The sequence below is a fragment of the Scandinavium goeteborgense genome, assembly GCF_003935895.2.
Taxonomy (GTDB): domain Bacteria; phylum Pseudomonadota; class Gammaproteobacteria; order Enterobacterales; family Enterobacteriaceae; genus Scandinavium; species Scandinavium goeteborgense.
Genome location: NZ_CP054058.1, coordinates 2,636,597 through 2,653,749, shown reverse-complemented (window position 1 = coordinate 2,653,749; position 17,153 = coordinate 2,636,597). Strand labels below are relative to the sequence as shown.

16 protein-coding genes are annotated in these 17,153 nt (G+C 53.8%); 8 read left to right on the top strand and 8 right to left on the bottom strand.

Annotated features, from left to right (window positions below; translation table 11 throughout):
• Positions 1-47: 47 nt before the first annotated feature.
• The 6 genes from A8O29_RS13665 to A8O29_RS13640 all read right to left on the bottom strand — a co-directional run bounded on the left by A8O29_RS13665 (position 48) and on the right by A8O29_RS13640 (position 6,445).
• Positions 48-671: a TVP38/TMEM64 family protein gene (locus A8O29_RS13665; protein WP_125354824.1), complete on the bottom strand. Its 624-nt coding sequence runs from the start codon at positions 669-671 to the stop codon at positions 48-50.
• 258 nt (positions 672-929) lie between these two features.
• The gene (xthA, locus tag A8O29_RS13660; RefSeq protein ID WP_168713872.1) at positions 930-1,736 is read right to left on the bottom strand and encodes an exodeoxyribonuclease III; all 807 of its coding nucleotides are present in this window, start codon (positions 1,734-1,736) and stop codon (positions 930-932) included.
• Positions 1,737-1,862: 126 nt separating this feature from the next.
• The gene (locus A8O29_RS13655) at positions 1,863-2,306 is read right to left on the bottom strand and encodes a hypothetical protein (RefSeq protein ID WP_125354823.1); all 444 of its coding nucleotides are present in this window, start codon (positions 2,304-2,306) and stop codon (positions 1,863-1,865) included.
• 436 nt (positions 2,307-2,742) lie between these two features.
• Positions 2,743-3,306, bottom strand: coding sequence for an HNH endonuclease domain-containing protein (locus A8O29_RS13650; RefSeq protein WP_125354822.1), 564 nt, complete (start codon positions 3,304-3,306; stop codon positions 2,743-2,745).
• Positions 3,299-4,483 carry an AAA family ATPase gene (locus tag A8O29_RS13645; protein WP_168713871.1) on the bottom strand — a complete coding sequence of 395 codons (1,185 nt, stop codon included), beginning with the start codon at positions 4,481-4,483 and terminating at the stop codon, positions 3,299-3,301. The genes A8O29_RS13650 and A8O29_RS13645 overlap by 8 nt, the downstream gene beginning before the upstream one ends.
• 564 nt (positions 4,484-5,047) lie before the next feature.
• Positions 5,048-6,445, bottom strand: a complete 1,398-nt coding sequence (locus A8O29_RS13640; RefSeq protein WP_125354820.1) for a mercuric reductase — start codon at positions 6,443-6,445, stop codon at positions 5,048-5,050.
• Positions 6,446-6,906: 461 nt separating this feature from the next.
• Here A8O29_RS13640 and astC point away from each other — a divergent pair, with 461 nt between their 5' ends.
• The 7 genes from astC (at position 6,907) to ves (ending at position 14,655) form a co-directional block, all read left to right on the top strand.
• Positions 6,907-8,127: a succinylornithine/acetylornithine transaminase gene (gene astC, locus A8O29_RS13635; protein WP_125354819.1), complete on the top strand. Its 1,221-nt coding sequence runs from the start codon at positions 6,907-6,909 to the stop codon at positions 8,125-8,127.
• On the top strand, positions 8,124-9,158 hold the full coding sequence (astA, locus tag A8O29_RS13630; protein WP_125354818.1) for an arginine N-succinyltransferase: 1,035 nt from the start codon (positions 8,124-8,126) through the stop codon (positions 9,156-9,158). Before astC ends, astA begins: the two co-directional genes overlap by 4 nt.
• Positions 9,155-10,633: a succinylglutamate-semialdehyde dehydrogenase gene (gene astD / locus A8O29_RS13625; RefSeq protein ID WP_125354817.1), complete on the top strand. Its 1,479-nt coding sequence runs from the start codon at positions 9,155-9,157 to the stop codon at positions 10,631-10,633. The genes astA and astD overlap by 4 nt, the downstream gene beginning before the upstream one ends.
• Positions 10,630-11,955: an N-succinylarginine dihydrolase gene (gene astB / locus A8O29_RS13620; protein ID WP_125354816.1), complete on the top strand. Its 1,326-nt coding sequence runs from the start codon at positions 10,630-10,632 to the stop codon at positions 11,953-11,955. The genes astD and astB overlap by 4 nt, the downstream gene beginning before the upstream one ends.
• Before the next feature lie 10 nt (positions 11,956-11,965).
• Positions 11,966-12,925 (top strand): succinylglutamate desuccinylase, encoded by a 960-nt coding sequence (gene astE, locus A8O29_RS13615; RefSeq protein ID WP_125354815.1) that lies wholly within the window; start codon positions 11,966-11,968, stop codon positions 12,923-12,925.
• Between the two features lie 341 nt (positions 12,926-13,266).
• Complete coding sequence (spy, locus tag A8O29_RS13610; protein WP_125354814.1) at positions 13,267-13,752, top strand: ATP-independent periplasmic protein-refolding chaperone Spy; 486 nt, start codon at positions 13,267-13,269, stop codon at positions 13,750-13,752.
• 300 nt (positions 13,753-14,052) lie between these two features.
• The gene (ves, locus tag A8O29_RS13605) at positions 14,053-14,655 is read left to right on the top strand and encodes an environmental stress-induced protein Ves (protein ID WP_125354813.1); all 603 of its coding nucleotides are present in this window, start codon (positions 14,053-14,055) and stop codon (positions 14,653-14,655) included.
• Here ves and cho read toward each other — a convergent pair.
• Positions 14,611-15,483 (bottom strand): excinuclease Cho, encoded by an 873-nt coding sequence (cho, locus tag A8O29_RS13600; RefSeq protein ID WP_125354812.1) that lies wholly within the window; start codon positions 15,481-15,483, stop codon positions 14,611-14,613. The two genes, ves and cho, sit on opposite strands and share 45 nt — an antisense overlap.
• 117 nt (positions 15,484-15,600) lie before the next feature.
• Positions 15,601-16,428: an ammonia-dependent NAD(+) synthetase gene (nadE, locus tag A8O29_RS13595; protein ID WP_125354811.1), complete on the bottom strand. Its 828-nt coding sequence runs from the start codon at positions 16,426-16,428 to the stop codon at positions 15,601-15,603.
• 346 nt (positions 16,429-16,774) lie between these two features.
• Here nadE and osmE point away from each other — a divergent pair, with 346 nt between their 5' ends.
• Entirely contained in the window at positions 16,775-17,113 is a 339-nt protein-coding gene (osmE, locus tag A8O29_RS13590; RefSeq protein ID WP_125354810.1) for an osmotically-inducible lipoprotein OsmE, read from the top strand.
• Positions 17,114-17,153 lie beyond the last annotated feature (40 nt).

Sequence of the window (17,153 nt, the reverse complement as noted above, 5' to 3'; positions counted from 1 at the left end):
CACACAGACCGCCAGCAACAGCGCCGCGCGGGAACGCCAGACGCGCGTCACTGCGGGCCTCGTTCAGCCGTTTCGGCAGGCGTAAACAGCGCGATATCAATGCCCCGATGCCGCGCCCAGGCTTTCGCCAACTGCACGAGGGCGAACAGCGCCAACCCGGCAAGACTGAGCTTGAGCATCAACAGCCACGTGATGCCCTGCGTCGCGAGGGAACTGGCCATCAGGGTAAAAATCAGCAGCCCCGGCAGGGTGGTTATCGCGGAAATCAGGATGAAAGGCCAGAAGGCGATCGACGTCAGACCGTAGGCATAGTTTTGAATGTTATACGGAAACAGCGGAATGAGCCGGGTCAGCAGCAGAAAATCAAGCCCGCTGTGGGCGATCCCGCGTTCAATCGCCTGGAAGGTGGCGGTGTGCCCGACGGCCCGCACCAGCGCCCGTCGGCCCAGCCCTCGGGCCAGTAAAAAAGAGACCGCGCAGGCCAGCGTCGAGGCCAGGACCGACAGCAGCGTGCCGTAAAGTGGGCCAAACAGCAGGCCACCGGCAATCACCAACAGGCTGCCGGGGATCAGGCAAACCGCAGCGATCACGAACAGCACAACATACACCGCGGCGCCCAGCGGCCCGCGGTGTTGAATAAGCTGTTGTAACTGTTGGAGCTGAATAAGCATCGCGGCGAGGCCGCTATGATGAACAACGAAAAGCACAATGCCGGAGAGAAGTAATAGCAGGAACAGCTTACATTCTGTCCTTTTCAGGGCTTCTTTGGCATCCGTGTTCTCCGTGGGGTGTGAGGGGCATTAAGGACGCGCATTTTACCCTGCGCCCGGCGGGCCACGTCTTTGATATCACGCAAGTAAAGAGGCTACAGCGCGCATTTGTCTGGACAAAAACGCCTGACGTCGGCGACAACGTCAGGCGAAGGGGCGTTATTTCTTAAATGTCGCCCACACTGGCGCGTGGTCGGATGGTTTTTCCATGCTGCGGATTTCGTAGTCGATTCCGGTTTCGATGCAGTGCGGCGCCAGGCCCTGGCTCGCCAGCAGCAGGTCGATACGCAGGCCGCGGTTGTCATCAAATCCTTTTGAACGGTAGTCAAACCACGAGAACTGGTCCTGCGTTTCCGGGTTCGCATGACGGAAGGTGTCCACCAGGCCCCAGCCAACCAGGCGATCCATCCACTCGCGCTCTTCCGGCAGGAATGAACACTTCCCGGTGCGCAGCCAGCGTTTGCGGTTGTCCTCCCCGATGCCGATGTCCAGATCCGTAGGGCTGATGTTCACGTCGCCCATGATCAGAACCGGGTTCTCAGGCTTCAGCTCGCTGGTGAGGTAATTTTGCAAGTCCTGGTAGAACTTCTGTTTGGCCGGGAATTTGGTCGGATGGTCGCGGCTTTCACCCTGCGGGAAGTAGCCGTTAATCACCGTGACGTTGCCAAACGGGGAAGGGATTTCCGCCATGATGATGCGGCGCTGGGCCTCTTCATCGTCGCCCGGGAAACCGCGACGCACGGAGATCGGCGTCTCTTTGGTCAGCAGTGCTACGCCGTAATGGCCTTTCTGCCCGTGATAAAACACGTTGTAGCCGAGCTTCGCGACATCTTCGAGCGGGAACATGTCGTCGTGAACTTTGGTTTCCTGCAGGCCGATAACGTCTGGCTGGTGCTTATCGACGATGGCTTGTAGCTGGTGTGGGCGGGCGCGCAGGCCGTTGATATTAAAAGAAAGAAATTTCATAGTCGCTGCCACTGTGCAAGGTGAATGATGCACGGATGTTAGCAGAATTTCCGCTGTGTGACTCGTCTGTTGTCCGATTGGGGTTGTGCCCACTCGATGCGCTGGCACAACCCCTCCTTTATCCAATCAGTGTTCTGCTGACTGACGCTCCCAGCGCGGGGCTTTCATATCTGCCGCGAACATCCACACCAGCTCGCACAATAATGCGCGTAACGTTCTTTCCGCATCAGGCAGCAATGCTTGCTGGGACAACAACTGCGTCAGCGTCTGGCAGTACTCACAAAGCGCCTCGTGATCGGGGTCGCAATAGGGTTGTGGCTCCGGCAGTTTATCAACAGTCAGTCGCTCAACCAGATGTGGCGGAATGGCATCGTTCAGCGTCGGGGCAAGCAATGCCAGGCAGCTGCTGAGTCGGCCTAACAACGCCAACTTATAAACGTTATCGTCGCTATCGCATTCAATCAGGGTTGCCGCAAAGCGGTCGCAACAGTCAGCCAGATCGAGAAAATCGGTGGAGGAGCTAAAAGGAATAGTCAGTAAATCGCACGCTGGGGGAAGAAGGGTGGTCATAGGTAGAACTCCATACACCAAGTGAAATATTCAATGGCGTAATTCCGCCATTGTGTCTCCACCAAGTTTTTCTGGAGGCTAATCCAGGCACCGGATGTTGCAGGTGCCGGGCGAGGTTACTGTGATGGGGGTGAGATGGACAAGTGTTTTTCCGGAGGTTGTTTGCGCTGGCAAAGGGGCTGGTTTGAGCGAGCAGCGGACACGGACATGCTAACAGTACTCTGAGGCAAACAATGGAGAGTAGGTCATAATTTCATTATCAAACTCCTGTTTGGCATGAATCGGGTCTAATTTCTCATAGAGTTCATCACAATAATAACGAACAGCCCGTACCAAAGGGCTATGTGTATATCCATCTTTACTCAATCCCAAATTTTCCCATCACCGAAAACATCTGAAATGAGTGCTTTAGGAAAGGTTAGACTAAAAAATATAGTTAAATTATATATTTCTCCACAATCTCCATTCCCTGTGCTTTGTTTATCTGATCTTCCTCAAACTCATGTAGTTTGAAGAAATCATAAGTATATTTTCCTTTGTTGCTATCATTAATGACTGTATATTTAATAAATGTCAGATCATCCTCCTCAAGCACAATTCTTTTGAGGTTTTTAGAGTAGTTATCTAATACTGGATGTATGAGCTTATAATTCTCTTTGTGAAAAGGTCTGTTGTTTTTGAATGGTGCATTCAAAAAATCAATGTTATTACCTTTGATTCTCATATTGCATCTTTTGCATGCAATCCCTAAATTTTTCATTGAGAACATATATTTTTTATATAGGGATTGAGGCAATACATGCTCAATGTCAATCACCATGTTAAATTCACCTCTTAAAGGTCTTCTACAATAGCAACATCTGTTTTTTACACCGCGATAATGAGATTTTATTTTCGATTTAACTGGCTTAAGGCAAGCATTATACCAAATGTCCCCTCCATCTCGGATGGCTTGTTTGATTGCATTGACATGGCTACTATCGAATTTAAGCTTATTCATCGATGTCACCTTTTTTTGTTACTATTTTTTTTATTATATTAGGTATGGCGTCAATGATCTTGATTTGATTTTTATCCGAGGATAACTGTCTTAGCCTATCGATCTGTTTTTTTATTTCAACATAACTAATCTCCCCGCTTATATATTCATTTATGATTTTATTTACTTTAAAACTGAAGAATCTATTCTCTGATGTAAGTAATTGAAAAACTTCCAATAAAATCTCTTCTACGTTAGTTGTACTCGCCTCACGGAAGCGATGTATTTCTGCATTTTTAACTTCATAGATTGAAGGTGCTAAATCAGATTCAAATGCGCCTGAAACAACAATGGGCGAATGCGTTGCTAAAATTATTTTCGGTTCGAACTGATAAAACATATTGTACAAATGATTGACATATTCTCTTTGCCATCTTGGATGTAAACTATTCTCAGGCTCATCGATAAGTATGAAAGCATTATGACTAATATATGTTGATATATGCGCCATAGTAGTTAGGAGTGCCAATTCACCTGAACTGGCATCATTCAAACTCAACCAATCCGTATCTTTTGAAATGGCAATGTTTATATCATAAACTACTTTGTGTTTTTTTAAGTGATATTTATGCTCAAGTAATGTTAAAATAGATTCAGAATTTAAATCATAAATGAAGTCTACCAAATCTATTTCATGAATTACCTTCACATAGTCATTTTTATAGCTTCCGCGCCCATCATGTTTTTTAATTAAGTTTGTGATGAAGTTGTAAATTTTATCAGCTTCGCCATCTTCAACTGATTTAATGTAATCCATCGAATAGATTAGCTGTTTAAAATCAATTTGTCGTTTAATCTTGAAGGAAAGGATCATTTTTTCGGAATACCCTATATAACTAAGAGTGTTCCTTAATAAATTTATTATTTGATGGTTTTCACGGTTTTTCGAGTAAGCAATAAATGCTTGTAAAATGGCGTCTTCTGCAAATCTGATTTTATTAGATGATAATCTAAAGTAATTTCTAATCCTTAAGGTTGGGAATTTATTCTGAAGAGTATTAGCAATGGCTATTATACTTTCTTTAGGGTGCTGGTAAGCTATCTCTGAAGATAGCTTACCGAGCAAAAGACTTTTTCCTACACCATTTTCACCTATAAGGAAATGAATTTTATTGGGTTTCAATAAAGACAAAGACACTATAAACTCCTTGCAAATAATATGTTTTCAAGTCCTCTTGATTGGCTTTCAAGGCTCCAATCTGCCATAACTAACGAGAGAAGTTATATTTTTCGATGACTTAAAGCATACAGGGTAATGTCACAAACCTTTAACGTACATGCTGACACAAAAAACCACATTCGTAGGGGGATCTTAGGTTTATTTTTATATCATTTTCTCAACATGCATGGTAGCTAGATTTTATATTTTAAATTAACTCATTGATATTGTAAGGTTTTAACCAATCAATTGCTTTTGAAATATCAGTTTTTTGTGAACGCTTCATAAGCAAAAGCTAAGAGTCATATTGGACACAATTAATTAAAATCTTTAGGGGAAGTGACATCTGTTAATGATGCTCTTAATGCAAATTGCGTCCATCAGTTGAACTCACAGCACAAACCGGTCTTTCAACAAAGATAAGTAAACAGCCAGCCGAGCCTAAACTTTGATGACAAGGCGTCAGGCCAGTTCCGTCCAGAGCAATGGACCCAGAGAATACCCCAAACATTCATGCCAATATAATCGGCCCTCATCTTGTTTTCAGCTCAGCGGTTTAAGCCTCGCCAACACCGTCGGGAAAAACTCCGCCACGGTGGGGTGCACGGGCAGCGCCTGGAGCATCTGGCGGTAGCTGGCCCCGGTGGCCATATAGTTGGAAATCACCGAGATGATTTCATCCCCGCCGATACCGAGGATCGCCGCGCCGAGGAAGCGCTCGCTTTGCGCATCAACAATCAGGCGCATCATGCCGTAGGTTTCGCTCTCTTCTTTGGCCCGGCTGACGTCGGCCATGTTGAAATCGGCCACCAGGATTTGCGCCCCTTGTTTCACCTGTTCCCGAGCCTGCGCCAGCGTAATGCCCACCCGGCCCAGCGGTGGGTCGGTAAACATGGCGTAACTCAGTACGCGCCGGTCGGCGTCGTGCCATTGGCCGTCCGGTTGCTGGCCGTCAATTTCCGACAGCACAATCTGGAAATCGTGATAGCTGGTGTGGGTGAACGCGCCACGCCCGTTGATATCGCCCAGCGCTTTTATGCCTGCGACGTTGGTATTGAAATGCGCATCGGTGCGAATAAACCCGCGCGCGTCGGTTTCTATCCCGACGGTCTCGAGATTCAGTCGTTCTGTATTAGGCTGGCGGCCCGTGGCGATTAACAGATGGCTGGCGCTAAATTCATGGCCGTCCGCGAGCTGAACGCTCAGCCCGTCTGCGGCGGGTGCCAGGCTTTGTATGCTGCTGTTGAGATAAAACGTAATCCCTTCATCGCGCAGGAAATCGGTAATGTGCTCGCTGACGTCGGCGTCTTCACGCTCGGCAATGCGATCTGCACGGTGAATAATCGACACCTCCGCGCCAAGGCGGCGAAAGATTTGCCCCAGCTCCAGCCCGATATAGCTGGCCCCGAGAATAACCAGATGCTTCGGGCATTCAGTCAGCGCCAGCAGACTGGCGTTATCGAGATACGGCACGCTTTCCAGGCCGGGAAGCGACGGGATAAACGCCCGGGTGCCGGGATTGAGATATACCTGCGCGGCAGACAGCGTTTCGCCGTTGACCTCAAGCAGAAAACGCTCGGCGTCGCGCCCGATAAAACGCGCCCAGCCGTGGATCGTTTCCACGTTGTCGGTGCCTTCCAGCCACTGGATCAGCCCGCTGCGCGAGGTCTCCACTCGGGCGCGCATCCGCGCCATCGCCGCGGAAAAATCAACGCTCACCGGCCCGGTGTTCACCCCAAATTCCGCAGCCCGACGCGCCATGTGCGCCACCCGCGCGGATTTACGCAGGGTTTTGGTCGGGGTGCAGCCGAAGTTGACGCAGGTACCGCCAAACATATTGCCTTCAATCATGGCGACGTGCTGACCGCGCGCCGCCAGTTCAACCGCCAAAGACGGGGCCGCCTGGCCCGCGCCAATCAGTACCGCATCAAAACGCCGCATAGGGTTCCTCGCCGGGTGCCAGTGAATTAAACCTTTTGAGCGTAGTGCAGCGGGAGAAGGGCGACAAACAAGGTTCGACAGGGGCAAACGGAATGGCGGCCTGGCGTTTTAATGACCGATTTATCCTCCAGCGATGCGCCATTTTGGCGCACGACGCCCCGTTTTGGGGCGGAAATTTACGACAAATGTCGCAGCCCTCACAAATCACGAATTAAGATTTACTAATGCATAATGTTGCCCTTATTAGTGCTTCTAATGGCGCTGAAATCGGTTTCTATTCACTTTATATGCATTAATGGTGAATAGCGATACGTTGTAAGTCATTGATATTCAGTTACCCACTTCCGTTTATGCACTTTTGTCGCTGGCTGGCACGATGCCTGCAATATACATTTACAGCACAAGCGCTCACATTTATTAACATCACAATAACGTTGTGTTTACCGGAAGAAGAGGTTGCTATGTCTCAGTCAGTTACGCGTTCAAATTTTGACGATTGGATGATGCCGGTTTACGCCCCGGCGCCTTTTATTCCGGTACGTGGAGAAGGGTCTCGCCTGTGGGATCAGCAGGGCAAAGAGTACATTGATTTTGCAGGCGGGATCGCAGTGAACGCCCTGGGCCATGCGCATCCGGCGATGGTTCGCGCCCTGACCGAACAAGCCGGAAAGTTCTGGCATACCGGCAACGGCTACAGCAACGAGCCAGTGTTGAAGCTCGCAAAACAGCTGATTGACGCCACCTTTGCCGACAAAGTGTTTTTCTGTAACTCCGGGGCGGAAGCCAACGAAGCGGCGCTGAAGCTGGCGCGTAAATACGCCCACGACAAATTTGGCCCGCAGAAAAGCGGTATCGTGGCCTTCAAAAACGCCTTCCACGGCCGCACGCTGTTTACCGTCAGCGCGGGCGGACAGCCTTCCTATTCGCAGGATTTCGCGCCGCTGCCGCCGCAAATTCAGCACGCCATTTATAACGATATCGACTCGGCGAGAGCGCTGATCAACGACGATACCTGCGCGGTGATTGTCGAGCCGATTCAGGGCGAAGGCGGCGTGGTGCCTGCCACGCCAGCGTTCCTGAAAGAATTGCGCGAACTGTGCGACCGCCACAATGCGCTGCTGATCTTTGACGAAGTGCAAACCGGCGTGGGCCGCACCGGCGAACTGTACGCCTATATGCATTACGGCGTGACGCCGGATGCGCTGTCGACGGCGAAAGCGCTCGGCGGCGGTTTCCCGATTGGCGCGCTGCTGACCCGCGAGGAATTTTCCCGCGTGATGACTGTCGGCACCCACGGCACTACCTACGGCGGCAACCCGCTGGCCTGCGCGGTAGCCGGGGAAGTGCTTTCTATTATTAATACCCATGACGTGCTGAACGGCGTGAAGCAGCGCAACCAGTGGTTTACCGAACGTCTGACCGCTATCAACGCCCAGTTCAGTTTGTTCGATGAGGTGCGCGGCATGGGCTTGCTGATCGGCTGCGTGCTGAAAGCGGAATACGCCGGAAAAGCCAAACAGATTAGCCAACTTGCCGCCGAAAATGGGCTGATGGTGCTGATCGCCGGGGCCAACGTGGTGCGCTTTGCACCCGCGTTGATTATCAGCGAAGCAGAGGTGAAGGCCGGTCTCGACCGCTTCGCCAAAACCTGCGAACGCTTTGTCTCCGAGGTGTCATCATGATGGTGATCCGTCCGGTCGGACATGAGGATTTGCCCGGCCTGCTGGCGCTTGCAGGGAAAACCGGCGGCGGTTTAACGTCGCTTCCTGCCGATGAAACCACGCTGTCGGCGCGCATTGAACGCTCGATTAACACCTGGAATGGCAGCCTGGAAAAAGGCGAGCAGGGCTACGTTTTCGTGCTGGAGGATACGTCCACCGGCCAAGTGGCGGGGATTTGCGCCATTGAGGTCGCGGTCGGTCTGCATGATTCCTGGTACAACTATCGCGTCGGCACCCAGGTGCACGCGTCGAAAGAGCTGAACGTTTACAACGCGTTGCCAACGCTGTTTCTGAGTAACGATCACACCGGCAGCAGCGAACTCTGCACGCTGTTCCTTGACCCGGAATGGCGCAAAGAGGGCAACGGCTACCTGCTGTCGAAATCCCGATTCCTGTTTATGGCCGCCTTCCGTGACCGCTTTAATGACAAAGTGGTGGCGGAGATGCGCGGCGTGATCGACGAGCACGGCTACTCCCCGTTCTGGGAAAGCCTCGGCCAGCGTTTCTTCTCAATGCCGTTTGCCCGCGCGGATTACCTGTGCGGCACCGGGCAAAAAGCCTTTATCGCCGAACTGATGCCGAAACACCCGATTTACACGGATTTCCTCTCAGAGGAAGCGCGGGCGGTGATTGGTGAAGTCCACCCGCAAACCGCACCCGCGCGGGCGGTGCTGGAAAAAGAAGGGTTCCGTTACCGTAACTACGTCGACATTTTCGACGGCGGCCCGACGCTGGAGTGTGATATCGACCGGGTGCGGGCGATTCGCAAAAGTCGTCTGGTGGAAGTGGGTGAAGGCCAGCCAGGGCCGGGTGAATTGCCGACTTGTCTGGTCGCCAACGAGCAGTATCAGCACTACCGCGCGATGCTGGTACAGGCTGACCCGCACACCGACAAACTGTTGCTGAGCGCGAAACAGCTCGATGCCCTGAAATGCCATGCGGGCGACCGCGTGCGGTTGGTTCGTCTTTGCCCTGAGGAGAAAAAAGCATGAGTTTATGGATCAATGGCGATTGGGTCGCCGGGCGCGCAGAGGCACGCAGCAAAACCAATCCGGTCACCCACGAAGCGGTGTGGCAGGGCAACGACGCCGATGCACAACAGGTGAGCGAGGCGGTAAAAGCCGCCCGCGCGGCGTTCCCGGCCTGGGCAAAACAACCGTTCAGCGCGCGGCAGCAGATTGCTGAGAAATTTGCCGCGCTGCTGGAAAGCAATAAAGAGGCGCTGACTGAGGTTATCGCCCGCGAAACCGGCAAACCGCGCTGGGAAGCGGCGACGGAAATCGGCGCGATGATCAACAAAATTGCCATTTCGGTGAAGGGCTATCACAGCCGCACCGGCGAACAGGAAACGCCGATGCCTGACGGCGCGGCCACGCTGCGCCACCGTCCACACGGCGTGCTGGCAGTATTCGGCCCGTATAACTTCCCTGGCCATTTGCCGAACGGGCACATCGTTCCAGCGTTGCTGGCGGGCAATACCGTGGTTTTCAAGCCAAGCGAGTTAACGCCGATGAGCGGCGAAGCGGTGGTGAAACTGTGGCAGCAGGCGGGCTTACCGGCGGGCGTGCTGAACCTGATTCAGGGCGGGCGTGCGGTCGGTGAAGCGTTAAGCGGGCAGGCCGATCTCGACGGGCTGCTATTTACCGGCAGCTCGAATACCGGTTTTACGCTGCATCGCCAGCTGGCGGGCCAGCCGCAGAAAATTCTGGCGCTGGAAATGGGCGGCAATAATCCGCTGATTGTCGATGAACCGCAGGACATTGATGCCGCGGTTCACGTGGCGGTGCAATCGGCGTTTATCACCGCCGGACAGCGCTGCACCTGCGCCCGTCGTCTGCTGGTGAAACGCGGTGAAGCCGGGGACGCGTTCCTGAAACGTCTGGTGGAGGTCACTCGTCGGATCGTGCCTGACAGCTGGGACGCTGAGCCGCAACCGTTTATCGGCGGCCTGATTTCCGAACAGGCTGCGCAGAATGTGCGTACCGCCTGGCTGCAACACGTTGCCAACGGCGGTGTGTCGCTGCTGGAGCCGCGTTTGCTGCAACCTGGCACGTCGTTGGTGGCGCCGGGCATTGTTGACATGACCGAGGTGAAAAACGTGGCGGATGAAGAAGTGTTTGGCCCGCTGCTGTGCGTCTGGCGTTACGACACCTTTGACGACGCGATTGCCCTGGCGAATAACACCCGTTACGGCCTCTCGTGCGGGCTGGTGTCTGCCGAGCGTGAGAAGTTTGATCGGCTGCTGCTGGAAGCGCGCGCGGGGATCGTCAACTGGAATAAACCGCTGACCGGCGCGGCGAGTACGGCCCCGTTCGGCGGCGTGGGGGCTTCCGGCAACCATCGTCCAGGTGCATGGTACGCCGCGGATTACTGCGCGTGGCCGATGGCCAGCCTGGAATCGCCGGGGTTAAGTCTGCCGGGCACGCTCAATCCGGGCCTCGATTTTTCCGCTGAGGTGAAATCATGAAAGCCTGGGAAGTGAACTTTGACGGGCTGCCGGGGCTGACGCACCACTACGCCGGGCTGTCGTTCGGTAATGAGGCCTCGACGAAGCACCGTTTCCGCGTGTCGAACCCGCAACTGGCGGCGAAACAGGGCCTGCTGAAGATGAAGGCCCTGGCGGATCTCGGTTATAAACAGGCCGTGCTGCCGCCGCAGGAGCGCCCGAACGTGCCGCTGCTGCGCCAGCTTGGCTTTACCGGCAGCGATGAGCAGGTCATCGAAAAAGCGGCGGCCCAGTCACCGCAGCTGTTATCCGCCGTGAGTTCGGCTTCGTCGATGTGGGTGGCGAATGCCGCGACGGTGTGCCCGTCAGCCGATGCGCTGGATGGCAAAGTGCATCTGACAGTGGCGAATCTGAATAACAAATTCCACCGCGCCAGCGAAGCCCCGACCACCGAAGCGGTATTGCGGGCGATTTTCACTAATGAGCAGGTGTTTGCCGTTCACGGCGCATTGCCGCAGGTGGCGATGTTTGGCGACGAAGGGGCGGCGAACCATAACCGTCTCGGCGGCGATTACCCTCAGCCGGGCCTGCAAATGTTCGTGTACGGGCGTGAAGAGGGCGGCCCGCAGCAGCCGCAGCGCTATCCGGCCCGTCAGACGCTGGAGGCCAGCCAGGCCGTGGCCCGACTCAATCAGGTCAATCCGCAGCAGGTTATTTTTGCGCAGCAGAACCCGGAAGTGATCGACCAGGGTGTGTTCCATAACGATGTGATTGCGGTCAGTAACCGTCAGGTGCTGTTCTGCCATCAACAGGCATTTCTGAATCAGCCGCAATTATTGGCCCAGCTGCGTGAGCGCGTGCCGGGCTTCACGCCGGTGGAAGTGCCGACATCTCGCGTGTCGGTGAACGATGCAGTCTCGACGTATCTGTTTAACAGCCAGCTGCTCAGCAAGCCCGATGGCAGCATGATGCTGGTCCTGCCGCAGGAGTCGCGAGAGCATCAGGGCGTGTGGTCGTATCTGAATGATGTGCTGGCGCAGGACAACCCGATTAACGAACTGAAGGTGTTTGACCTGCGTGAAAGCATGGCCAACGGCGGCGGCCCGGCATGTTTACGCCTGCGCGTGGTGCTGAACGAGGCCGAGCTTCAGGCCGTGAATCCGTCGGTACTGATGAATGATGCGTTGTTCGATACGCTGAATACCTGGGTCGACAGATATTATCGCGACCGTCTGACCCAGGCGGATTTGGCTGACCCGCAGCTGCTGCGCGAAGGGCGCGAGGCGCTGGATCAGCTGACGCAAATTCTGGATCTCGGTTCGGTGTATCCGTTCCAGCAGTAAAGGAGGCAGGATGAAGGACTTTCTGGCGCTGACGCTTTCGGGTGATAACCCGGCGCAGACGCGGGGCGAAACGGCGCAGTTTCACTGGCAATGGCACGAGCGCGGCATTCTGGAGCTGACGCCGTTCGCGAGCTGTTCCCGGGCGCTGGTGCTGTCGGCGGGCATTCACGGCAATGAAACCGCGCCGGTAGAAATGGTTGATACGCTGCTGAACGGGTTGTTCACCGGGGAGATAGTGCTGAGCTGGCGGGTGCTGCTGGTGTTGGGGAATCCCCCGGCGCTGGTGGACAATAAGCGTTATCTGCACAGTGATATGAACCGGATGTTCGGCGGGCGCTGGCATGAGTTTGTCCCGTCGCTGGAAACGGCCCGCGCGGCGCGGCTCGAGCACGCGCTGTCCCAGTTCTGGCAACCGCTGGATTCCCTGCGCTGGCATCTCGATATGCACACCGCTATTCGCGGCTCGCATCATGTGCGCTTTGGCGTGCTGCCGATGCGCAAAGAGCCATGGGACGATACCTTCCTGCATTGGCTTGGTGCAGCAGGGCTGGAGGCGCTGGTGTTCCATCAAAGCCCCGGCGGCACGTTTACCCATTACAGCACCGAGCGCTTTAGCGCGTTCGCCTGCACGCTGGAGCTTGGCAAGGCGCTGCCGTTTGGCCACAACGATTTAAGCCAGTTTACGGCCACGCAAACTGCGCTGGCGCAGCTGCTTGGCGGGGAGATAGCGTCCGCGCCGCTGCCGCTGAAATATCGTGTTGCACAGCAAATCACCCGCCACGACGATAGTTTCCAGTTGCATATGTCCGCTGAGACGCTGAATTTCACGGCTTTCCCCGCAGGCACGCTGCTGGCGGAAGAGGGCGGTACGCGCTGGTTGGCGAAGCATGACCCTGAGTATGTGCTGTTTCCCAATCCGAACGTCGCGCCTGGGCTTCGGGCCGGATTGATGCTGGTACGCGAAGACTGAATCCATTAACGGCGGCAGGGAATGTCCTTCATCGCCGCCTTTTTATTTGTTAGGCGAAACGTGTTTACAGCGGAAATTGCGGAGTATTCTTATAAACCGCTTTTTAATTAATCAGGATTGCGTTAGACTTCTTCATAATCTCTTCCAGAACAGCCAGTTATCTATTTCCTCTTGCAACTCTCCACACTTTTTCCTTATTTCCTCCACAATTGACGAAAAATTGCTTTTTATACTTTCACTGTTTTACGCTTGCTCTGACTAATTGACGTTAAACCCCGTAAAGTTAATCTCGTCAACACGGCAATGCGCCGTAGAAAATAACTGAAAGTAAGGAACATATTATGAAAAAGATGACAACTGCTCTGATTATCGCTTCTACCCTGGCTCTGGGCGCTGCTAACCTGGCTCACGCCGCAGACACGACGACCACTACCACTGAAAGCGCGCCGATGATGCACCATAAAGGCAAGCCGGGCATGCATCACGACATGATGTTTAAAGGCCTGAACCTGACCGACGCGCAGAAACAGCAGATCCGCGACATCATGAAAGAGCAGCGCGGCAAAATGCAGCGTCCGTCCCTCGACGAACGTCGTGCCATGCATAATCTGATTGCCAGCGATTCCTTCGATAAAGCGAAAGCCGAAGAGATGGTGACCAAAATGGAAGCCCAGCATAAAGACATGGCGGTTTCCCGTATGGAAACGCAGAACAAGATCTACAACATCTTGACCCCGGAACAGAAAAAGCAATTTAATGCCAATTTTGAGAAGCGTCTGACAGAACGTCACGCGCCAGAAGGTAAGATGCAGTCATCTGCTGAGTAATTCCAGCCGAGCTGACTTAAAGACCGCCGGTCTTGCCCACACGCCCATAACAGGCGGTGGGCAGGACCGGCGGTTTTTCTTTATTGTTCCTTTGCCCGTTGCCACATTCCCGCTATTCTCCTCGCACATCCGTTGACTCTTTCTTCACGCATATCAAATCGTTACGGGTCTTTTATCGCAATAAGTGCATAAAGCCACTAAGGCTCTTCGTGCCTTCTGCCGATACTCCGTGTGTCGTGAAAAAAAGATAATAAACATGGCTGCCGTCGTAGCAGCCTGAGTCGTTCTTCAGGAGTGATGATGGAATACTTTGATATCCGCAAAATGCCGGTCAGTCTGTGGAAAAATGGCGCGGGCGAAACCCGTGAACTTTGCTGTTTTCCGCCTGCCACCCGTGATTTCAACTGGCGTGCCAGTATCGCGTCGATTGCGGGCAGCGGTGAGTTTTCTGCATTCCCCGGCGTGGACAGGGTGATAACGCTGCTCGAAGGCGGCGAAGTGACGCTCGACGGCGGGAACGCGTTCCATCACACCTTAAAGCGATTCCAGCCGTTCCGTTTCTCCGGAGAGCAAACGGTGCGGGCGCAGCTTTCTGAAGGGCAAATGTCGATGGATCTCAATATCATGACCCGACGCGAACGCTGTCAGGCCAAAGTGCGCGTCGCTGACCGGACGTTCACCACCTTTGGCGCGCGCGGTGGCATGGTGCTGGTGCTGAGCGGGGCGTGGCAATTGGGGGACAAACTGCTGACTGCCGATCAAGGCGCGTGCTGGCAGGACGAACATCACACTATTCGCCTGCTGAAAGACGAAGGAAAAATCCTTTATAGCGCCATCAGCTGGAACCCGGCGTGGCCGCTAACGGCGGTCAGCCAGGTCGATGATCTCAGCCTGGCCGGTTAACAGCGGCTTGCAGAGAATTTTATACCCGTCATGATCGAACCCGGCGGGTAAACGGCGCAGCGCGTCAGCGGCAGAAAGACTGGTGACTGAACCGAGCCACAGCCAGTTGTGGATGATGTGATACTCGGTCATATCCGCCGCATCCTCTTTCATCGCAATCGGCCCGCGCCAGGGCCAGCAATTCAGCTGCAATTTTGCCAGCGCCGCCAGCAAACGCTGGTGGTGCGCTTCTACGCTCTCTTTCCCACAGCACGCTCCGGCGCAGCGTTTCAGCGCAGAACGAAAACATCCGCGCCCGCGGGTGACGGCTTCAAGCCCCAGTAATCCGTAACACAGCTGATGTTCATCGGCGATGGTTTGCAGCGCCTGGAGCGCCGCCCGGCGGTTGGTGAATAAGCCGTACAGCCCCGGCTGATGGGCGAAATCAATCTCTTTGGCGTACACCACCTGCGGCTGAGTACCGTTTAACAGCAGCGAGCACAACTGACGATTGCGGCGCAGGCGTTTGTTAAACAGCGGTTGCTGCTCTTTGATGAGTTTCGCTTCGAGTAATAATGCGCCGACTTCGCCCGCCGTACGCACCCAGCTGATTCGCCGCGACTGACGCAGCATGGCGGCTTCGTCGGGCGTACGCAGATGCGAGAGAATACGGCTTCTCAGGTTGATGCTTTTCCCGATATACAGCGGCAGCGTATCGCTATCGCCATGAAAGGTGTATACGCCGGGCAGGGAAGGCAGCGCTTCCAGCGACGGACGCAGATGTTCGGGATATTCGTAGATTGCCGCCGCTTCAAATTCAAGACGCGGGGCGGATTGACGCCTGGCCACATTGACTCCTGATACTGTTTATCCGAACAGTATAGCAGCGTTGCGCTGGATGAAAAAGGTGAAAAAATCAGCAAAAAGTCGCCGGGTAAACAAACGTTACCCGGCGAGGGTGGCGTATTAACGCTTCCAGAAATCGTCGAAAACGGTGATCGGTGGCCGACGTTTATGTTCGGTTTTCAGGTACCAGCCTTCGATGATGCGGGCGGTGCCTGCGTCGACCGGTTTGCCTTCCAGATAATCGTCAATATTTTCATAAGTAACGCCAAGCGCGGCTTCGTCCGGCAGAGAAGGGCGGTCATCTTCCAGGTCGGCAGTCGGGGCTTTCTGATACAGATGCTCCGGGCAGCCGAGAGTGGCTAACAGCTGTTTGCCCTGGCGTTTGTTGAGGCGGAAAATTGGGTTGATGTCGGTGCCGCCGTCGCCGTATTTGGTGAAGAACCCGGTCACCGCTTCGGCCGCGTGATCGGTGCCAACCACCACGCCTTTGGTCATTCCGGCAATGCTGTACTGCGCTTTCATGCGTTCACGGGCTTTTTCATTGCCGCGCACGAAATCGCTGAGTTCAATACCCGCTTCACGCAGCGCCTGTTCACTCGCCAGCACCGCACCTTTGATGTTAACCGTCAGCACGCGATCCGGCTGAATGAATGCGATGGCATCCTGACAATCCTGTTCATCGGCCTGAACGCCAAACGGCAGGCGCACGGCGATAAATTCCAGGCTGTCGTCACCGTTTTCTTTGCGCAGTTCACTGATGGCCATCTGGCACAGTTTACCGGTGAGCGTAGAGTCCTGCCCGCCGCTGATGCCCAGCACCAGTGACTTAATAAACGGATAGGTGGTGAGATACGACTTCAGAAAATCCACGCTGCGGCGAATTTCTGCTTCGCTGTTGACCTGCGGCTTAACGCCGAGCGCCTCAATAATCTCTTGTTGCAGAGCCATTTACCCCTCCCAAAAAAGGTTGTCTTCTATCTGCTAAAGCTACCTCTTTGCCGAGAAAACGACAAGGATCACATTTTTGACTGCCTTAAAATGCCGCGATTCAGCAGGATATCGCTTTATTACTAGAATTATCTGAAAGTTAACTCAGTTTGCCTCTTGGGTTGATAAATAGCATTATTTATTCCAGGCTTATAACACACTGATAACTCTTCATACTTCACGTTGTTGGTGCGTTGGCTGCACCTGTGCGCCCCAGTCATAGAGTTTTCTATGCTCCTGGGGACTTACAGGTTTGCCGCCTGCCAACAACGCGAATTATTTTGAGTAAAAAAAAAGAGGACGATGTATGAACAAGAATGTAGCGGGAATCTTAGGTGCAGCAGCAGTACTGACCATGTTGGCGGGTTGTACCGCGTACGACCGTACGCAGGACCAGTTCACCCAGCCAGTGGTGAAAGACGTTAAAAAAGGCATGAGCCGCGATCAGGTTCTGCAAGTTGCCGGTAAGCCTTCATCAGAAATCACCATGGTTCATGCCCGTGGTACTTGCCAGACCTACATCCTGGGTCAACGTGATGGTAAAGCACAAACCTATTTCGTTGCGCTGGATGACACCGGTCATGTGATCAATTCTGGCTATCAGACCTGTGCAGAGTACGACACTGACCCACAGACTGCGAAGTAATCAACTCACACATTTAGCTGAGTCCTGAGCAAGCCCGGCC

What these genes read in the sequence shown, in the direction of transcription:
- nadE (WP_125354811.1), bottom strand. Translation starts at nt 16,428, where the DNA reads ATGGCTCTGCAACAAGAGATTATTGAGGCGCTCGGCGTTAAGCCGCAG.
- A8O29_RS13650 (WP_125354822.1), bottom strand. Translation starts at nt 3,306, where the DNA reads ATGAATAAGCTTAAATTCGATAGTAGCCATGTCAATGCAATCAAACAA.
- osmE (WP_125354810.1), top strand. Translation starts at nt 16,775, where the DNA reads ATGAACAAGAATGTAGCGGGAATCTTAGGTGCAGCAGCAGTACTGACC.
- A8O29_RS13665 (WP_125354824.1), bottom strand. Translation starts at nt 671, where the DNA reads ATGCTTATTCAGCTCCAACAGTTACAACAGCTTATTCAACACCGCGGG.
- A8O29_RS13655 (WP_125354823.1), bottom strand. Translation starts at nt 2,306, where the DNA reads ATGACCACCCTTCTTCCCCCAGCGTGCGATTTACTGACTATTCCTTTT.
- astB (WP_125354816.1), top strand. Translation starts at nt 10,630, where the DNA reads ATGAAAGCCTGGGAAGTGAACTTTGACGGGCTGCCGGGGCTGACGCAC.
- astE (WP_125354815.1), top strand. Translation starts at nt 11,966, where the DNA reads ATGAAGGACTTTCTGGCGCTGACGCTTTCGGGTGATAACCCGGCGCAG.
- ves (WP_125354813.1), top strand. Translation starts at nt 14,053, where the DNA reads ATGGAATACTTTGATATCCGCAAAATGCCGGTCAGTCTGTGGAAAAAT.
- xthA (WP_168713872.1), bottom strand. Translation starts at nt 1,736, where the DNA reads ATGAAATTTCTTTCTTTTAATATCAACGGCCTGCGCGCCCGCCCACAC.
- spy (WP_125354814.1), top strand. Translation starts at nt 13,267, where the DNA reads ATGAAAAAGATGACAACTGCTCTGATTATCGCTTCTACCCTGGCTCTG.
- astD (WP_125354817.1), top strand. Translation starts at nt 9,155, where the DNA reads ATGAGTTTATGGATCAATGGCGATTGGGTCGCCGGGCGCGCAGAGGCA.
- astA (WP_125354818.1), top strand. Translation starts at nt 8,124, where the DNA reads ATGATGGTGATCCGTCCGGTCGGACATGAGGATTTGCCCGGCCTGCTG.
- astC (WP_125354819.1), top strand. Translation starts at nt 6,907, where the DNA reads ATGTCTCAGTCAGTTACGCGTTCAAATTTTGACGATTGGATGATGCCG.
- A8O29_RS13640 (WP_125354820.1), bottom strand. Translation starts at nt 6,445, where the DNA reads ATGCGGCGTTTTGATGCGGTACTGATTGGCGCGGGCCAGGCGGCCCCG.